General features: G+C 45.4%; 15 protein-coding genes. 11 read left to right on the plus strand and 4 right to left on the minus strand.

What is annotated here, in order from left to right:
* The first annotated feature begins 52 nt into the window (after positions 1-52).
* Entirely contained in the window at positions 53-2,983 is a 2,931-nt protein-coding gene (locus tag I6H64_RS00710; RefSeq protein WP_005921581.1) for a sigma-54-dependent transcriptional regulator, read from the plus strand.
* A 20-nt stretch (positions 2,984-3,003) separates the two neighbouring features.
* Complete coding sequence (locus tag I6H64_RS00715; RefSeq protein ID WP_004166142.1) at positions 3,004-3,504, plus strand: PTS sugar transporter subunit IIB; 501 nt, start codon at positions 3,004-3,006, stop codon at positions 3,502-3,504.
* A gap of 198 nt (positions 3,505-3,702) precedes the next feature.
* Here the strand turns inward: I6H64_RS00715 and I6H64_RS00720 are convergent, their stop codons facing one another.
* Positions 3,703-4,164, minus strand: a complete 462-nt coding sequence (locus I6H64_RS00720; protein WP_002832376.1) for a hypothetical protein — start codon at positions 4,162-4,164, stop codon at positions 3,703-3,705.
* 228 nt (positions 4,165-4,392) lie between these two features.
* On the opposite strand from I6H64_RS00720, the gene I6H64_RS00725 reads away from it, so the two are divergent.
* Genes I6H64_RS00725 through I6H64_RS00750 form a run of 6 tightly spaced genes read left to right on the plus strand, consistent with a single transcriptional unit; the run spans position 4,393 to position 9,300 of the window.
* Positions 4,393-5,361: a beta-ketoacyl-ACP synthase III gene (locus tag I6H64_RS00725; RefSeq protein WP_005921583.1), complete on the plus strand. Its 969-nt coding sequence runs from the start codon at positions 4,393-4,395 to the stop codon at positions 5,359-5,361.
* 9 nt (positions 5,362-5,370) lie between these two features.
* Positions 5,371-5,754, plus strand: coding sequence for an acetyl-CoA carboxylase biotin carboxyl carrier protein (locus I6H64_RS00730; protein ID WP_056985077.1), 384 nt, complete (start codon positions 5,371-5,373; stop codon positions 5,752-5,754).
* A gap of 1 nt (position 5,755) precedes the next feature.
* On the plus strand, positions 5,756-7,051 hold the full coding sequence (locus tag I6H64_RS00735; RefSeq protein WP_008842286.1) for an acetyl-CoA carboxylase biotin carboxylase subunit: 1,296 nt from the start codon (positions 5,756-5,758) through the stop codon (positions 7,049-7,051).
* A 2-nt stretch (positions 7,052-7,053) separates the two neighbouring features.
* Positions 7,054-7,836, plus strand: coding sequence for an acetyl-CoA carboxylase carboxyltransferase subunit beta (locus I6H64_RS00740; protein WP_036685841.1), 783 nt, complete (start codon positions 7,054-7,056; stop codon positions 7,834-7,836).
* Position 7,837: 1 nt separating this feature from the next.
* The gene (gene accA / locus I6H64_RS00745; RefSeq protein ID WP_036685845.1) at positions 7,838-8,605 is read left to right on the plus strand and encodes a carboxyltransferase subunit alpha; all 768 of its coding nucleotides are present in this window, start codon (positions 7,838-7,840) and stop codon (positions 8,603-8,605) included.
* 23 nt (positions 8,606-8,628) lie between these two features.
* Positions 8,629-9,300: a 2,3-bisphosphoglycerate-dependent phosphoglycerate mutase gene (locus tag I6H64_RS00750; protein WP_024862952.1), complete on the plus strand. Its 672-nt coding sequence runs from the start codon at positions 8,629-8,631 to the stop codon at positions 9,298-9,300.
* 212 nt (positions 9,301-9,512) lie between these two features.
* Here the strand turns inward: I6H64_RS00750 and I6H64_RS00755 are convergent, their stop codons facing one another.
* Genes I6H64_RS00755 through I6H64_RS00765 form a run of 3 tightly spaced genes read right to left on the minus strand, consistent with a single transcriptional unit; the run spans position 9,513 to position 11,925 of the window.
* On the minus strand, positions 9,513-10,859 hold the full coding sequence (locus I6H64_RS00755) for a C1 family peptidase (RefSeq protein WP_002832366.1): 1,347 nt from the start codon (positions 10,857-10,859) through the stop codon (positions 9,513-9,515).
* 45 nt (positions 10,860-10,904) lie between these two features.
* Positions 10,905-11,591, minus strand: a complete 687-nt coding sequence (gene rpiA, locus I6H64_RS00760; protein ID WP_008842290.1) for a ribose-5-phosphate isomerase RpiA — start codon at positions 11,589-11,591, stop codon at positions 10,905-10,907.
* 10 nt (positions 11,592-11,601) lie between these two features.
* Positions 11,602-11,925 (minus strand): GNAT family N-acetyltransferase, encoded by a 324-nt coding sequence (locus I6H64_RS00765; protein ID WP_008842291.1) that lies wholly within the window; start codon positions 11,923-11,925, stop codon positions 11,602-11,604.
* Between the two features lie 132 nt (positions 11,926-12,057).
* On the opposite strand from I6H64_RS00765, the gene I6H64_RS00770 reads away from it, so the two are divergent.
* The 3 genes from I6H64_RS00770 to I6H64_RS00780 all read left to right on the plus strand — a co-directional run bounded on the left by I6H64_RS00770 (position 12,058) and on the right by I6H64_RS00780 (position 15,322).
* Positions 12,058-12,594: a dCTP deaminase/dUTPase family protein gene (locus tag I6H64_RS00770; RefSeq protein WP_005921602.1), complete on the plus strand. Its 537-nt coding sequence runs from the start codon at positions 12,058-12,060 to the stop codon at positions 12,592-12,594.
* A gap of 93 nt (positions 12,595-12,687) precedes the next feature.
* A complete protein-coding gene (gene radA / locus I6H64_RS00775) occupies positions 12,688-14,058 on the plus strand; it encodes a DNA repair protein RadA (RefSeq protein ID WP_002832361.1) in 1,371 nt (456 codons plus the stop codon).
* 115 nt (positions 14,059-14,173) lie between these two features.
* Positions 14,174-15,322, plus strand: a complete 1,149-nt coding sequence (locus I6H64_RS00780; protein WP_002832360.1) for a PIN/TRAM domain-containing protein — start codon at positions 14,174-14,176, stop codon at positions 15,320-15,322.
* Positions 15,323-15,345: the final 23 nt, after the last annotated feature.

Here is a 15,345-nt window from a genome sequence, read left to right on the forward strand (position 1 = left end):
TGTAGTGTATCAATACAGACAGTGTTTAATACAGTTAACGTGGTGAGGCTAAATGAAACGACAAGAAAGAATATATCAATACGTTTTAGAACATACGGAGCCAGCTTCGGCGGACGAAGCCAACCGGCAAAATGGCTTAACAACTTCAACGATTGCGGACGCGTTAAAAATTGCGCGTAGCAACGTTAGTAAAGAATTAAATGATTTGGTTCGGCAACGAAAATTGTTTAAAATTTCTGGCCGCCCAGTTCGTTATTGTCAACTAGCCCTAAATGAAGATGATCCGTTGGCGCAGGACCCTTCAGAGTACCATATTGAAGATGGGATTAGCGGTATGGAACTGGGGAAAAAGAAGCTGGCAGGGAAGCTCGATAAGCCGACAGCTGCTAAACAGCTTAGTGTGCATAAAGATATCTTTGATCGAATGATTGGTAAGGATCAAAGTATGAAAAACCAAATTGAACAGGCCAAGGCGGCCATGTTGTATCCGCCACGCGGGTTAAATACGTTGATTATCGGACCAACGGGGTCAGGGAAAACGTACTTTGCCAACGCAATGTTTGATTTTGCACAGGCCCGCAACCTACTCAGTAAGGATCAACAATTGGTAACCTTTAACTGTGCGGATTACGCCCATAACCCAGAATTGCTGATGTCCCATTTGTTTGGTTACGTGAAGGGGGCCTTTACTGGCGCAGACGACGAACAAGACGGGTTAATTCAAGAAGCGGATGGTGGAATGCTGTTCCTTGACGAAGTTCATCGCCTTCCCCCAGAAGGGCAGGAAATGATTTTTTACTTCATGGATCACGGGACCTACAGTCGGTTAGGAGAAACTGCTAAGACCCACCATGCCAACGTTCGACTAGTGTGTGCGACAACCGAAGATCCCGAAAGTACCTTGTTGCAAACCTTTGTACGGCGGATTCCAATTACGATCCAGCTTCCGCCATTCAATAAACGGAGCCCGGAGGAACGAATTGAACTATTGCGTTCGTTAGTTACGATTGAGGCCAACCGGACGAACAAGGAAATCACTTTAACCGAAGACGTGGTTCAAGCTTTGCTTGGTAGCGTTACTTACGGAAACGTCGGTCAGTTGAAGTCCAACATCCAGCTGGTGTGTGCGAAAGGGTTCCTTAATAACATTGGTAACGAAGGAAAAATCATGATTACTTCCGATGATTTGCCTAGCAATATCAAGGACGGGTTGTTAAACTTGGCGTCTAACCGGCAGGAACTCGGGGCGATTTCCAAACTTTTGGAACCGTATATGGTGGTTAAACCTGGAGCTAGTTACGCCACCCCGGTTACCCGCAAAGATAGTTACGAACTGCCCTACAATTTGTACGAAATCATTGGGGATAAAGCGATGATGCTTCGCGAAGAGGGGCTCGACCAAGAAAATATCAATAATTTCATCACTACCGACATTAATCTTCATTTAAAATCATTTTATAAAAACGACCTGGACACGGTGAACGCGGAAAGTAAGCTAGCGGAAATCGTGGACAAGGGAATTATTAACTTTACCAAGCAAATTCAGCCCAAGGTGGAAAACCGGCTTAACTACCGGTTCAAAGACAACTTTATTTACGCGATGAGTTTGCACATTAGTTCCTTCATCAAACGAATCCAATCGGGAAAGCCGATGCGGTTAATGGGCAACGACTTAGTGGCAATGGTTAAGGATTATCCAGAAGAGCTCGAAGTCGCTAAATCGATCAAAGAGTCGCTAGAACAACGTTACGGGTTGCCAATCCCAGAATCGGAAAGCTACTACCTGGCCGTGCTCCTAATTTCACTTAAAACGGTGCCCACTAGTACCGGTAAGGTTGGAATCGTGGTGGCCGCGCACGGTAGTAACACGGCTAGTTCAATGGCACAAGTGGTATCACAATTGTTGTCGGATAATTCGATCCAAGCCTTTGACATGCCATTAGATATGAATCCGCAGGTAGCTTATAAGGGAATTGTCGACCGGGTTCGCGCGGCAGATCAGGGGGAAGGGGTGCTGCTTCTTGTAGATATGGGCTCTCTAAGCACTTTTGGTCCTAAGATTACCGAAGAAACTCAAATTCCGGTCAAGGTGATTGACATGGTAACCACCGCAATGGTTTTGGAAGCTACCCGAAAGGCGTCCTTCATTGATAGTAATTTAGATGAAATTTACGCCGAACTTCGCGAATTTCACGGCTACTCCCGGGTGGCAATTACTGACGAAGGCCAGTCTATGGAAGACGACCAGGCGGTAGCAATGCTTTCGGGAAAACCAAAGGCGGTAATTGCGGTTTGTTCAACGGGTGAGGGCACCGCCCAAAAAATCAAGGGAATTCTTGACCAGTTGCTATTGCAAAATTTAATTGAAGATATTAAGGTGTTCCCAATTTCAATCGTAAACATGCACCAAGCAATTGAGGAAATTAACCAAAAATACACCATCGTTGCCACAACCGGGGTAATGGATCCGGAAGTGGGAGTTCCCTTCATGCCTTTACAATCCTTATTGCAGGGGGGCGGCGAAAAGTTCGTTCGTCAACTGGCAGAACGAAGCGAGCTTTCCTGGGTCTTTGATGAAAAGGACGCTAAACTGACCCGGAGCGTTTGTCGACAATACTTGTCGAAGTACTTTGTGTTTTTGAATGCTGACAAATTTGCCGATATTCTATGGAATTACGTTGATTACCTTGCGCAAAGCCGGCAGGTCGAATTTAGCGAGTCCTTCCGGATTAATTTGATAATGCACGTAGCGGGCGCGGTAGAACGTCAACTAACGAATAATCCCATGCAAGTCAACGCAGCTGAACTTGCGGAAGTTCAAGAACAGCCTTGGTTTAAGGCGGTTCAGGAAGCTGATGACCAATTCCTTCAACGGATTCAAATTAAAATGACCCTAGGTGAAGAATTTTATATTTACAAATTGTTAGAAACCTGGCAGGAAAAAAATGATACAATCCTAAATGAGATGGAGAAGAATCAATAGTTTTTGGAGGAAATTAGAATATGACAATGGAAATATTGCTCGCACGGGTAGACAGTCGGCTTTTGCATGGGCAAGTTGCCACCGCGTGGGCTAAGAAAGTGAAGCCTAACCGGATTTTGGTGGTTTCTGACAGTGTGGCAGAAGATACATTGCGTAAAACACTGATTACCCAGGCTGCTCCTCCGGGAGTGTTTGTGAACGTGATTACGGTCGACAAGATGATCAAAATTTATCACGATCCCCAATTTGATTCGTTTAAAGTGTTGCTGCTAACGGAAACAATTCAAGACATGTTGAAATTAGTCGAGGGCGGCATTGACATCAGTAATTTAGGAGTTGACGTGGGTAGCCTTGCCTACGCGGTAGACATGACCATGTTGACGGATGCTATCGCAGTCGGTAAGGAAGAGGTCGCGGCGATTAGAGCATTGGCCGCCCACGGGTTAACGGTGTACGCCCAAAAAATTCCGAACGATAGCCGCAAGGATTTGATTAAAATGTTGGATAAAAATGGTTTGTAAATTGGAAATGAATTATGGCTAAAAAATAGCGTGGGACAAAAGTTTCTAAATAAAAAACGGTTCTTGAGGTGAAATTTCCTCATGAACCGTTTTTATTTTGGCGTTTTGACTTCAATAGCGCCAAAACGTGGGACAAAAGTCAGTTTGTTCCGCGCTTCTTTTATTGCATGGTGGATAACCATTAGTAAGCCGCAGAGATTACAGCTCTTCGAGAACTTGGTTATCCTTAATTTGTGGTTCTGGCTTAGTTTGCCGATTTTTTATTTCTTGGGCAATCTGTAAAAGAACGTCCTTTTGAAAAGCGACTGCATCCAGATTGACGGTTCCCTGGGTGGTGGTAAGCACTAAACGCGCCTTGAAACCTGCCCCGCCAAGGATGATGCCGATGATGATTGCCAAAATTCCCAAGGCAACTCCGTCGTTCATCGTACTTAAAATCCCTAACACAATTAAAACGATCCCTAGTAGCAAGGGGAAGATTTGGTTTTTGCTTTTGACCTCGGTAGCCTTAATATCGGCTAGGTTAACGTCTTTAGCAACCATCCCATATGGAAAAATCCAAATTAATAACCGCGGGATCCGGCTCCGCACGGATTGATTATCGACTTCCACGCGGCCCTTCATCCAAAAGATTAACCAACTAATTGAAAAATTAAACATTCAGCATACCTCCATTAAAATACGGTGCTTGTTAACTTTAAGGATAAATATTAATCCAACAAAAGGCAAGTAGTCGATTTCTTAAGAGAAAAATAAGAATTAACCTTTAAGAAGCTTTTGGCGAATAAATCGATTAAAGTGGTTAGATGGACTAGTGAGATGGTTTTCACAACCAATCGTTTACTGATAAAATAAAATGATAAATAAAAGTAAGGAAGAGTTGGCGAAATGAGTTTAGAAATTTTAGCGACCGCCCATTACGTTCCAAAACGGGTGGTGGATAATGATGAATTAGCACAAATTATGGATACGAGCGACGAATGGATTCAATCTCATACGGGTATTAAAACTCGCCACTATGCGTTAGGTGCCGAGAACACGTCGGACCTAGCGGCGAAGGTGGGCCGACAGCTGTTGAAAAAAAGTGGTTTAGCGGCGGATCAAATTGATTTAATCATTTTATCAACGATTACGCCGGACTCCTTAACTCCGGCGACCGCAGCTTTAGTACAGGATAAAATCGGTGCCCATAATGCCTTTGCTTTTGACATTTCAGCCGCTTGTGCGGGATTTGTGTTTGGGCTAAGCACCGCCGAGAAGTTTCTTCGGGCTGGGCGTTACCAAAATGCCATGGTGATTAGTGCGGAAACTAACTCCAAGATGATGGACTTCCAAGATCGTACCTCGGCCGTCTTTTTTGGTGACGGAGCCGGAGGAGCTATCTTAAGTCAATCGACGAAGGCCGACGACTTTTTTGTGGATGAAGAATTGGCTACGTTAGCTGAAAAAAATGAGTACATTCACAGTGGACGGATTCCAGCTATTACCGATGTAAAAGCAAGTAATTATCCGCAAATCGACGCATTTTACCAAAGCGGACGGGACGTGTTTAGTTTTGCGACGGGGGCGGTTCCTCCGCAAATGCAAACAATTTTGCAACGTAACGACCTGCATGACACCATCGATTACGTAATTTGTCACCAGGCTAATTTACGAATTATTGAAAAAATTGCGGAAGAAACGCAAATTCCGTTTGAAAAATTTGTTACCAACGTCCAGGATTACGGCAACACGTCTTCTGCCGGAATTCCGATGGCGCTGGATCAGTTGCAAAGTCGGGATCCCAGTGCTAAAACAGTCTTGTTGACTGGTTTTGGCGCCGGTTTAGATTATGGTAGTTTAATTATTAAATTGTAGGTAGAAAAAATGAAAATTGACAAAGTCTATGATATTTTAAATCGCCTAAAAGATTACCCGTACCAAGAAATCAGCATTGAAATGGAAGGCTTAAAGCTGCACGTCAAAAAGGCGGATGCCGTTCCGACAGCTCCTCCAACCCCGGCGCAAGTTACGGATCCGCAACCAGCGGGGATGGTAGTGAAAAGTCCCATGGTGGGCATTGTGCACTTTAACCAGGAACTTACCCCGGGACAACTGGTGGAAAAGGGTCAGGTGATCGCACAAATTGAAAGTATGAAATTATTTAACGACATCAAGGCCCCCCAAGCGGGGACGGTACAACGACTTTTAGTCGAGGATGGCGAAGGAGTTGCTTACGACCAACCCCTCGTGGAATTGGTGGGGAAATAAAATGTTTAAAAAGGTTTTGGTTGCTAACCGCGGCGAAATTGCCGTCCGAATTATTGCAGCTTGTCGCCAGCTAGCAATTTCAACGGTCGTGGTGTATTCAACCGCTGATGAGCAGGCCCAATTCGTTCAAATGGCCGACGAAGCAATTTGCGTGGGGCCGGCGAGTGCACAGGAATCCTACTTGAATCGGGAAGCAATTTTAATGGCGGCCCAGATTACCGGTAGTGATGCAATTCATCCGGGGTATGGTTTTTTATCGGAAGATCCGCTATTTGCGACCATGGTTGCCGAGTGTGGGTTGACCTGGATTGGGCCCAGTCCCGACCAAATTCAACGCTACGCGGATAAAGAACGTTCTCGTGAACTAGCGCAAAAACGAGGGGTGCTCACCATCCCTGGTAGCGGGCTGATTACTGACGACCGACAAATTAAACCCGCAGCTGAAGAGCTAGGCTTCCCCGTTTTATTAAAGGCTAGTTTTGGGGGCGGAGGCAAAGGGATCCGGGTTGCTCACGATGAACAGGAATTATCCCAAATCATTGCGGTAGTTCGCCAAGAATCTGGTGCGTCCTTTGGAAGTTCACCATTGTATCTGGAACGGGACCTCCAAAATGCTCGCCATATTGAAGTTCAGGTGCTGGGGCTTAACGAACAAATCATTATTTTAGGCGACCGGAATTGTAGTATTCAGTTGCACCGCCAAAAAGTAGTGGAAGAAAGTCCTGCTAACTTGACGATTGAACAACGCGAGCGGCTGTATCAAGCGGTTCACCGTTTGTTGGATCAAAGTGGCTATGAAAGCTTGGGCACCGTGGAATTTTTGCAAGTGGGGGAAGAATTTTATTTTTTGGAAATGAACACCCGCTTACAGGTTGAACACGGGGTGACCGAAGAAACAACCGGAATTGACATTGTGCAGACCCAAATTGTAGTAGCGGCCGGCCAACCAGAGCTGGTAAAGGTGGGGGACGCCCAAGTTCATGCAATTGAGGCGCGGATTAATGCCACCGCTCCAGGGCAACTTGTTGAATTGGAATGGCCCGCTACTCGAATTGAAACTGGGTATGCTGCGGGCAACCAAATTGCACCGTATTACGATGCGTTGGTAGGAAAAATTATCGTTACAGCTTCTACACGAGCACAAGCGGTACAAAAATTACGACAAGCTTTAAAACAAACTAAAATTACCGGAGTGCCAACGAACTTGGCCGCGGTAGAGCAATTAGTCGCAAGTCCCGCGTTTATTCAAGGAACTTATGACATTCGAACTTATCAAAATCTTTTGGATGGGTGTTAGTGATGCAAAAGCAAAATCGTTGGTCAAAATGCTCAAAATGTGGCAAACACGTACATGAATTACAATGGGGAACGTTTCGGCGTTGCCCTTTTTGTCGTTGTCCACAACGTTTAACGGTGGAAGAACGAATTGCGATTACTTTTGACGAAGGTAAGTTTAACCAGCTTACCGTGCCGGTGGAAACGCAAAATCAATTAAATTTTCCCAATTACGACCAAAAGTTAGCCAAGAGTAGGCAACAAAGCGGACACGGCGAAGCAGTCACCATTGGCTGGGGGACCATCGCGGGAAATCCGGTAGCTGCGGGAATTATGGATAACCGATTTATGATGGGAACTTTGAGCACGGTAACTGGGACGGCGTTGCGGCAAATTATGCGTTGGGCGCGGCACCAAGGTTACCCGTTGATTTTGTTTACAGCTTCGGGTGGCGCGCGGATGCAAGAAGGAATTTATGCGCTGCTTCAAATGAATACGATTTTAGCTGAACAACGCCGGTTGCGGGAAGCTGGTGGATTAAGCATTAACGTGTTAACCGACCCGACGATGGGCGGGGTGTCAGCTAGTTTTGCCTTCAAAAGTGATTACGTAATTGCGGAAGATCATGCGCAGATTGGCTTTTCAGGAAAACGGGTAATTCAGCAAGCCACTGGAGAAGACTTGCCCGCTGGTTTTCAAACGGCCGAATACTTATTGCAGCATGGGCAATTAGATTCCGTAGTGCAGCGAGAAGAGTTGCGCGGTTACTTGCAACGGTTACTAAGATTACATGGGTACGGTGGTTAACATGGATAAGGAATTAAGCGTGCGGTTAAATAAGGTTCGTTCCGCGCAACGGATTACGGGCCGGCAAATTATTCAACAGCTATTTACGGAAATTGTGGAAATGCATGGTGACCGGGTGAATAGCGATGATCCGGCGGTATGGGCGGGAATCGGCCTTTTTGAAGAACAACCGGTGACTTTTTTAAGCGTGGATCGGGGGCAGGACCTTACCGAGCGGTTAGCGAAAAATGGTGGCGCAGTCCGGGCGGGCGGTTATCGCAAGGCGTTACGGAACGTGGAGTTAGCCCAACGGTTTGACCGCCCCGTGGTCAGTTTCCTAAACATGCCGGGCGCCGATGCTAGCGTTGACTCCGAAAATGAAGGTCAAAGCTTAATGATTGCCAACCTGATGGAAACCATGGGTGCGCTCCGGGTTCCTAACTTAGCGGTCATCGTTGGCGAAGGCCATAGCGGAGGAGCGCTAGCCTTTGCCAACGCTAACCAATTATGGATGTTAGAAAATGGTCTGTTTTCCGTCGCGGCTCCGGAGGCCATGGCGGCAATATTACGTGATGACCGTGCATTGGCTCGCGTGCCAATGACTGCTAGCCAATTACAACAAATTGGAATTGCGGACCAAGTTTTCAAGGAAGGTCCCCAATTAACTGAAAATTTAAGGAAAGCTTTGCGGCAATGGCTTGCAACGAGCCGGAAAATGGATGAAAATGAATTAGTGATGCAACGTGAGCAAAAATTTCAGCAAGTTTTACGGGATTGGTTTGCCGATTAATTGCTGAAATAGGGGAGAAAGTAATGGCTAAATTAGTTTTGATTCGACATGGTGAAAGTACGGCTAACCGGGATAACGTTTATACGGGATGGTCTGACGTCCCGTTGACGGAACGCGGCATCCAACAGGCCCATGAAGCGGGGAAATTGTTGGCAAAGGCGGGAATTAATTTTACCGCGGTGCACACCTCGATGTTGCAACGGGCGATCGTCACGGCCAATATTGTGGTTGACGAACTTGGTCAAAGTTGGTTACCAATTACCAAAACGTGGCGGTTAAACGAACGACATTACGGTGCGCTGCGAGGACAGAATAAGGATGTGACTCGCCAAATTTATGGTAAACATCAGGTAGCCTTATGGCGGCGAAGTTTTGATGCAGTTCCTCCTTTACTAAACCAGGCCGACCACGACCGACGCTATCGGATGTACGGGATCCTTCACGAACCGTTAGGAGAAAGTTTGCATATGGCGTATGACCGGTTACTACCTTACTGGGTTGACCAGATTGCGCCACGGCTGATTCAAGGAGAAAATCAGTTGGTGGTTGCCCACGGCAGTTCTTTACGAGCCCTAATCAAGTATCTTGAACAGATTTCGGACCAGGGAATTGACGGGGTCGAAGTGGAAAATGGCGAGCCAATCGTTTATGAAATGGATCACCGTTTAAACATTGTGGAAAAAACTAAAATGTAAATTTTTAATACTAAAAAAGCTGAGACAAGGACGTTGATCCTAATCTCAGCTTTTTTTAGATGGTGGTAGAACGACGTTTCACTGTAACGTAGTCGAAATGAGCTCCAGCCACCAAGTTTTTCCGGTTAACCAAATTTAGGGTTTAATCGCCTAACCCGCAATTAAATCCTAAATTCTGTTAGTTCTCATAAGCTACCCAGGGGCTTTGTTCTCTAATCCTTGTACGCCAACGATCCCATCGGATCCCATGGCTTCAACACCGTTGGGTCTTCTGCTTGGGCCTTACGTTGGGCTTCCGTTAAGTATTGTTTTTCAACAACAACTTGGTAGCAGTATTCGTCCATCCACGCGTCTGACATTACCAAGTAGCCCTTTTCGCCGACTTTCTTTCCCCAACTATTTTCGACTTTCCACTTCGTTGGTTGACCATCGACGAGGTCGACCCCGGTTAATACCATTGCGTGGGTCATCAAACTTTCCTTGTAATCTAGGCGTTCAGCCTTGGTCATGGAAAGGTCAATATCAAATAGTTCATCTTCCGCAAAGGCGTCAAGGTCGAGCAGTCCCTTTTCACGAGCTTCCGAATGTTGGTTAACGTCGCAACCAAACCAAACTGATTTACCAGCTTTTAATTGGTTAATCGCTGCTTGCTTGAAGTCCTTCATGGTAAGGTTCAAGTGTTTAACAGGCCGACCATTGACCACGTTACCTAACATTTCAATTGTGTACGTCTTGTTAAATGGCTTATCCGCAGTTGGTGCATTAATGATTGAAACGTAGTCATCAAGGTTCCAACCCACGTACTTGTCATAAAATTCTTTAGGAGTAATTCCAGCTTCCCGATGGTAAACTTGATCGCTATCCCGGAATTCCCAATCAAATTTAACTGGCGGTTCACCAAAGCTGTAAGCAGCCATCCGGTAAACTTCGCTAAGCATTTTTTCCTTCCGACTTTGGATTTCATCTTCACTAGCTTGGTCCCGGACCATCTTACGGAGGGTGATCGCATCTTTACGAAGTTTTTCGTTTAATAGGGTGTCGAATTCACGAGATTTAGAACTATTGTACGTTTCTGGGTAAACGGATTGTGGTACCACGCCATATTTTTCAATTAGGGCGCACAACATATCCCATTGGCCACCGTCACCTTGGGGCTCGTTAAGTAGGAAGGCCACTTTGCGGTCGTCTGGTTCAAGATCGGCGGTTTTAATGATGTTTTCGTAGAACCAGTTTGATTTTTCAAACTTATCCCAGAAGAAGGTGTAATTTTGGGAAAGTTCGAAGTTTCCTGGCACCTTAAACTGATTTTTCATGTCATGACGCATGGTGTTTAAAGCGGCAAACATCCAGCAGCGCCCGCTTTGTTTTTGGTTGGCCACGTCACCGGTGTCCAAATCAATGGAGAAAACTGGGGTACTTTGGATATCGGCAGCTAAGTTACGACTGGCGTTCAAGATTCCATTCTTCGTAACCGTCCGTTCCAGTACCTTAGCTTCTTTGCGGTCGTGATATTCTTGATTAAATTGGTTAATCAATTCGTTAGAAATTTCTTTACTCAAATAAATCAGCTCCAATTCTTTTAAAAAACTTTGCTTATTAAATAATTAAGGACGTGCTTGAAGAACTTCGGGACCGTCTTGCCGACCCACGATAACCGTGTTGACCATATCTAAGAAGAGGCCTTGTTCGACAATTCCAACCTGTTTGATTAGGTAATCTGCTAAAGCATGCGGATCGTCAATTTCGTGTAAATGCAAGTCGATTACGTAATTTTTAGAGTCGGTTAAAACGTGATTACCGTTTTCATCCATGCGAAACTCAGGGTTGAATCCCTTGGCTTCTAATTTCTTGAAGACTTGCTTGCTACCATAAGGAATTACTTCAAGCGGGAGTGGGAAAGCGCCCAACTTGTCGACCATTTTAGATTCATCAACAATCCACATGTTCTTGCTGGAATTGGTCGCCACAATTTTTTCGAAGAGGTGGGCAGCTCCGCCACCCTTAATGCCTTGGAAATCGCTACTGATTTCGTCGGCACCGTCAATGGTCAAGTCGATGTGGTCAACCTCGTCAACCGACTTAACGGTAATTCCTAAATCGCGAGCTTGTTTAGCAGTGCGGTCGGAAGTCGGAACCCCCACGATGTTTAAATTTTCTTCCTTGACGCGCTTACCCAAGGCGTCAACCATAAATTTAACCGTCGAGCCGGTTCCTAAGCCAACGGTCATGCCGTCTTCAATAAATTTAACGGCTTCGTTACCTACCAGTTTTTTTAGTTCATTTTGATCCATAATTATCTACTCACTTTCGGTTGGTTAGATTTTTAACTTTTTCAGCAGTGATTTGCTCGTGCATATTCATGCCGGCAAGTTCGGGATGGTTTTGAAAGTACTTGAGGGCAAACGGGCAAAGCGGATAAATCTTTTGTTCCCGTTCCTTAGCAAATTCCACAAAATCAGCCATGATTTTGCCACCGATTCCGCGGCCACGAAACTGGGGATTCACCAGAACTTCTTCACAGATCAAGGTTGCATGATCTGGCATTGGGGAATATAAAATTTGTCCGACCTGGTCGTTAGCGTCGTTTGTCCAAAATAGGCGATTTTCATCAAGGTTACGCTTCATTTTCCAAGCCTCCTTACCCTATTAATTGTCGTAAAGAAAGCGGATAAAGTCAATTGATTACCGAGATTTACGTTTACAAATTTTTGGATACAACGGATAATGAAATAAACATCATTGATTGGGAGGAACGATATGAAACGAGGATTTGAGATTGTAAGCAGTTACGAAGGACAAGGATTGCATTTGCCACAACGGCAGACTAAGGCAGCCGCGGGGTATGATTTTGAAGCAGCCCGTGATTTTACGTTGCCAAGTATTTGGAAGATGGACTTCATTAAAGTTTTGTGGGCAGTTCGCCACCAAGAAGAAGTTTCTCCCGCGCAGCAACAATTGGCCCAAGCGGCTTTAAAACCTTACTTAGTGCCAACGGGAATTAAGGCTTACATGGCAGATGATGAATATTTAATGTTAGCTAACCGTTCCAGCAACCCGCTAAAACGAGGATTAATTTTACCTAATGGGGTGGGAATTGTTGACGCTGATTACTACAATAATTCCGGTAATGAAGGAGAAATTTTCTTCCAATTAATTAACTATGGAATTACGGACATCACCATTAAGAAGGGTGAACGGATTGGTCAAGGAATTTTCATGAACTACCTGACTGCGGATGGTGAAACGGGTAACCTCCAAACGCGGACGGGGGGCTTTGGTTCAACCAAACGATAATTAAAAATCAATAAAGGTCAAACAAATCACTAATAAATCTAGGTGATCCATGCTATTCTATAAGGTGATCACACGGATTGAGAGGACGGGAGAATGGCAAAAGTTAAGACCCAGTTTGTATGCAATAATTGCGGATACGCCTCCCCTAAATTTTTAGGACGCTGTCCCAATTGTGGTAAGTGGAACACTTTAGTTGAAGAACGGATGAGCGATCCAAAGGCTGAACGAAAAAGTCGGGTGAGCTTTGACGGCAAACATACGCAACCACAGCTGATTTCGGACGTCGCGATGCACGAAGAACCCCGGGTAAAAACCGGGATGGAAGAACTTAACCGCGTGCTTGGTGGCGGGGTGGTTGACGGCTCCCTAGTCTTAATTGGTGGGGATCCTGGAATCGGAAAATCAACCCTGTTGTTACAGCTATCAGGACAGTTGGCAGAGACGCAACGCAAGGTACTTTACGTTTCTGGTGAAGAAAGTGCTTCCCAGATTAAGATGCGTGCCGAACGATTGAAAGTCAATAGTGAACGCTTCTATTTGTATCCAGAGACCGATATGTCTAGCGTGCGGGCGGTGATTGAGGAGTTACACCCCGAATACGTGATCATTGATTCGGTTCAGACCATGCAGGAACCGGATATTGAATCGGCGGTGGGGAGCGTTTCTCAAATTCGAGAAATTACCGCAGAATTAATGCAAATCGCGAAAACCAATAACATTACCATCTTCATCGTTGGTCACGTGACCAAGGGCGGCGCAATTGCGGGGCCGAAGATTTTGGAACACATGGTGGATACGGTGCTTTACTTTGAAGGTGATCTGCACCACACTTACCGGATCCTGCGAGCGGTGAAGAACCGGTTTGGTTCCACGAACGAATTAGGAATCTTTGAGATGCGCGAAGAAGGGTTACGCGAGGTGGCTAACCCGTCAGAAATTTTCTTAGAAGAGCGGCTAAAAGATGCTTCAGGATCGGCAATTGTAGTTTCAATGGAAGGAACTCGGCCGATTTTAGTTGAAATACAAGCCTTGATCACGCCCACCATCTTCGGCAATGCGCAGCGCACGGCGAGCGGGTTGGACCGCAACCGGGTTTCGCTGATCATGGCGGTGCTCGAAAAACGGGCAAAGCTTACTTTGCAAAACCAAGACGCCTATTTAAAGGCGGCGGGTGGCGTTAAGCTTGACGAACCCGCAATTGACTTAGCGTTGGCGATTAGTATTGTTTCAAGTTTTAAAAATCAGGGAACCCGGCCGACCGATAGTTTTGTTGGTGAAATCGGCTTAACTGGTGAAATTCGGCGGGTTAACCGAATTGAACAACGGGTCGCTGAAGCACAAAAGCTTGGTTTTAAGCGGATTTTGATTCCGAAGAATAATTTGAAGGGGTGGCAGCCCCCCGAAGGAATTGAAGTTGTAGGGGTAGCTACGATTGCCGACGCGATTCGGCGGGCATTTAATTAACGGTGCCGGTAACTAGAGCAAAGGCATTAAAAAGATAATTGATTGTTTGACGTACGAGTGTAGTTGGAAAGGTAACTTTTCGACTTGAATTTATTTAACACGAGGGGGAAAGAGAATGAAAGACATCAAGAAACGGATCGTCCAAGCGGTCTTCGCTTTGGCCGGTGGGGCGCTAGGAATGGCGTACCTACCGTTGATCTGGTTGATCTTCAAGATCAACACGATTGTTTTATTAAATAACCGGGTGACTAACTTTTTAATTGGGGCGGTTATTTTTTGGATTCTTTCCATTTTCTTGACGAGTTACGTCTTGAAAATGATGAAACGAATCGAAAAGGCGTTAATTGATACGTCGCCGCTATATTTAATTACCGGAAGCATTGGAACGGTATTGGGGCTAGTAATTGCAATTTTAATTTCGACCTTATTCTATCGGTCCCACGTTTTCTTTGTGAATACGGTAATTCCGCTGATTTTAATGTTAATGCTGGGTTATTTGGGTTACCGATTAGGAACGACCCGGTTTAACGAGTGGAAGAAGTTGTTCCAGACCCGGAAGCGCGATGGAAATAACCAAGTGCTTGACCGCCGGGCTGGTGAAAATTACCACCACTACAAAATTTTGGACACCAACATTTTGATTGATGGCCGGATTTACGATTTGGTGAAGACTGGATTGCTAGAAGGTACCCTGCTGGTTCCTAACTTCGTATTGTATGAATTACAGTACATTGCCGATTCTGCAGACAGTATTAAACGGGTGCGCGGCCGGCGCGGGCTGGATTTCTTAAACAAGTTACAGAGCGAAAAAATCATGCCCATTGAGATGTACGAAGGCGATTACGAAGAGATTGAAGAAGTCGACAGTAAGCTGATTCAGCTGGCCAAGGACAAGGACGCGGTAATCGTTACTAACGACTACAACTTAAACAAGGTGAGTCAATTCCAAAACGTTCAGGTACTCAACATTAATGAATTGGCTAACGCCTTGAAGCCGCGGGTAATTCCGGGTGAATCAATGAGCGTCCACGTGGTTAAGAATGGTACGGAACGGCAACAAGGGGTTGCTTACCTAGATGATGGAACAATGGTCGTGGTCGAAGACGGGAAGTTCTACATTGGAAAGACGATCGAAGTTATCGTTACGAGTGCAATTCAAACTGATGCGGGACGGATGATTTTCGCTAAGCCGATGCATTCTACGAAGGAAATCACCCACGATAAGCCAGACGAAAAGGAAGGCAAAAAGCCAGAATCTAAGTAAAGAATTGTTCAGGCTTAAAGATT

The sequence above is a fragment of the Pediococcus acidilactici genome, from assembly GCF_016127815.1.
Taxonomy (GTDB): Bacteria; Bacillota; Bacilli; order Lactobacillales; family Lactobacillaceae; genus Pediococcus; species Pediococcus acidilactici.

Coding starts and splice junctions, on each gene's coding strand:
- I6H64_RS00770 (WP_005921602.1), top strand. CDS start 12,058: ATGAAACGAGGATTTGAGATTGTAAGCAGTTACGAAGGACAAGGATTG.
- I6H64_RS00730 (WP_056985077.1), top strand. CDS start 5,371: ATGAAAATTGACAAAGTCTATGATATTTTAAATCGCCTAAAAGATTAC.
- I6H64_RS00720 (WP_002832376.1), bottom strand. CDS start 4,164: ATGTTTAATTTTTCAATTAGTTGGTTAATCTTTTGGATGAAGGGCCGC.
- accA (WP_036685845.1), top strand. CDS start 7,838: ATGGATAAGGAATTAAGCGTGCGGTTAAATAAGGTTCGTTCCGCGCAA.
- rpiA (WP_008842290.1), bottom strand. CDS start 11,591: ATGGATCAAAATGAACTAAAAAAACTGGTAGGTAACGAAGCCGTTAAA.
- I6H64_RS00765 (WP_008842291.1), bottom strand. CDS start 11,925: ATGAAGCGTAACCTTGATGAAAATCGCCTATTTTGGACAAACGACGCT.
- I6H64_RS00710 (WP_005921581.1), top strand. CDS start 53: ATGAAACGACAAGAAAGAATATATCAATACGTTTTAGAACATACGGAG.
- radA (WP_002832361.1), top strand. CDS start 12,688: ATGGCAAAAGTTAAGACCCAGTTTGTATGCAATAATTGCGGATACGCC.
- I6H64_RS00740 (WP_036685841.1), top strand. CDS start 7,054: ATGCAAAAGCAAAATCGTTGGTCAAAATGCTCAAAATGTGGCAAACAC.
- I6H64_RS00750 (WP_024862952.1), top strand. CDS start 8,629: ATGGCTAAATTAGTTTTGATTCGACATGGTGAAAGTACGGCTAACCGG.
- I6H64_RS00725 (WP_005921583.1), top strand. CDS start 4,393: ATGAGTTTAGAAATTTTAGCGACCGCCCATTACGTTCCAAAACGGGTG.
- I6H64_RS00780 (WP_002832360.1), top strand. CDS start 14,174: ATGAAAGACATCAAGAAACGGATCGTCCAAGCGGTCTTCGCTTTGGCC.
- I6H64_RS00735 (WP_008842286.1), top strand. CDS start 5,756: ATGTTTAAAAAGGTTTTGGTTGCTAACCGCGGCGAAATTGCCGTCCGA.
- I6H64_RS00715 (WP_004166142.1), top strand. CDS start 3,004: ATGACAATGGAAATATTGCTCGCACGGGTAGACAGTCGGCTTTTGCAT.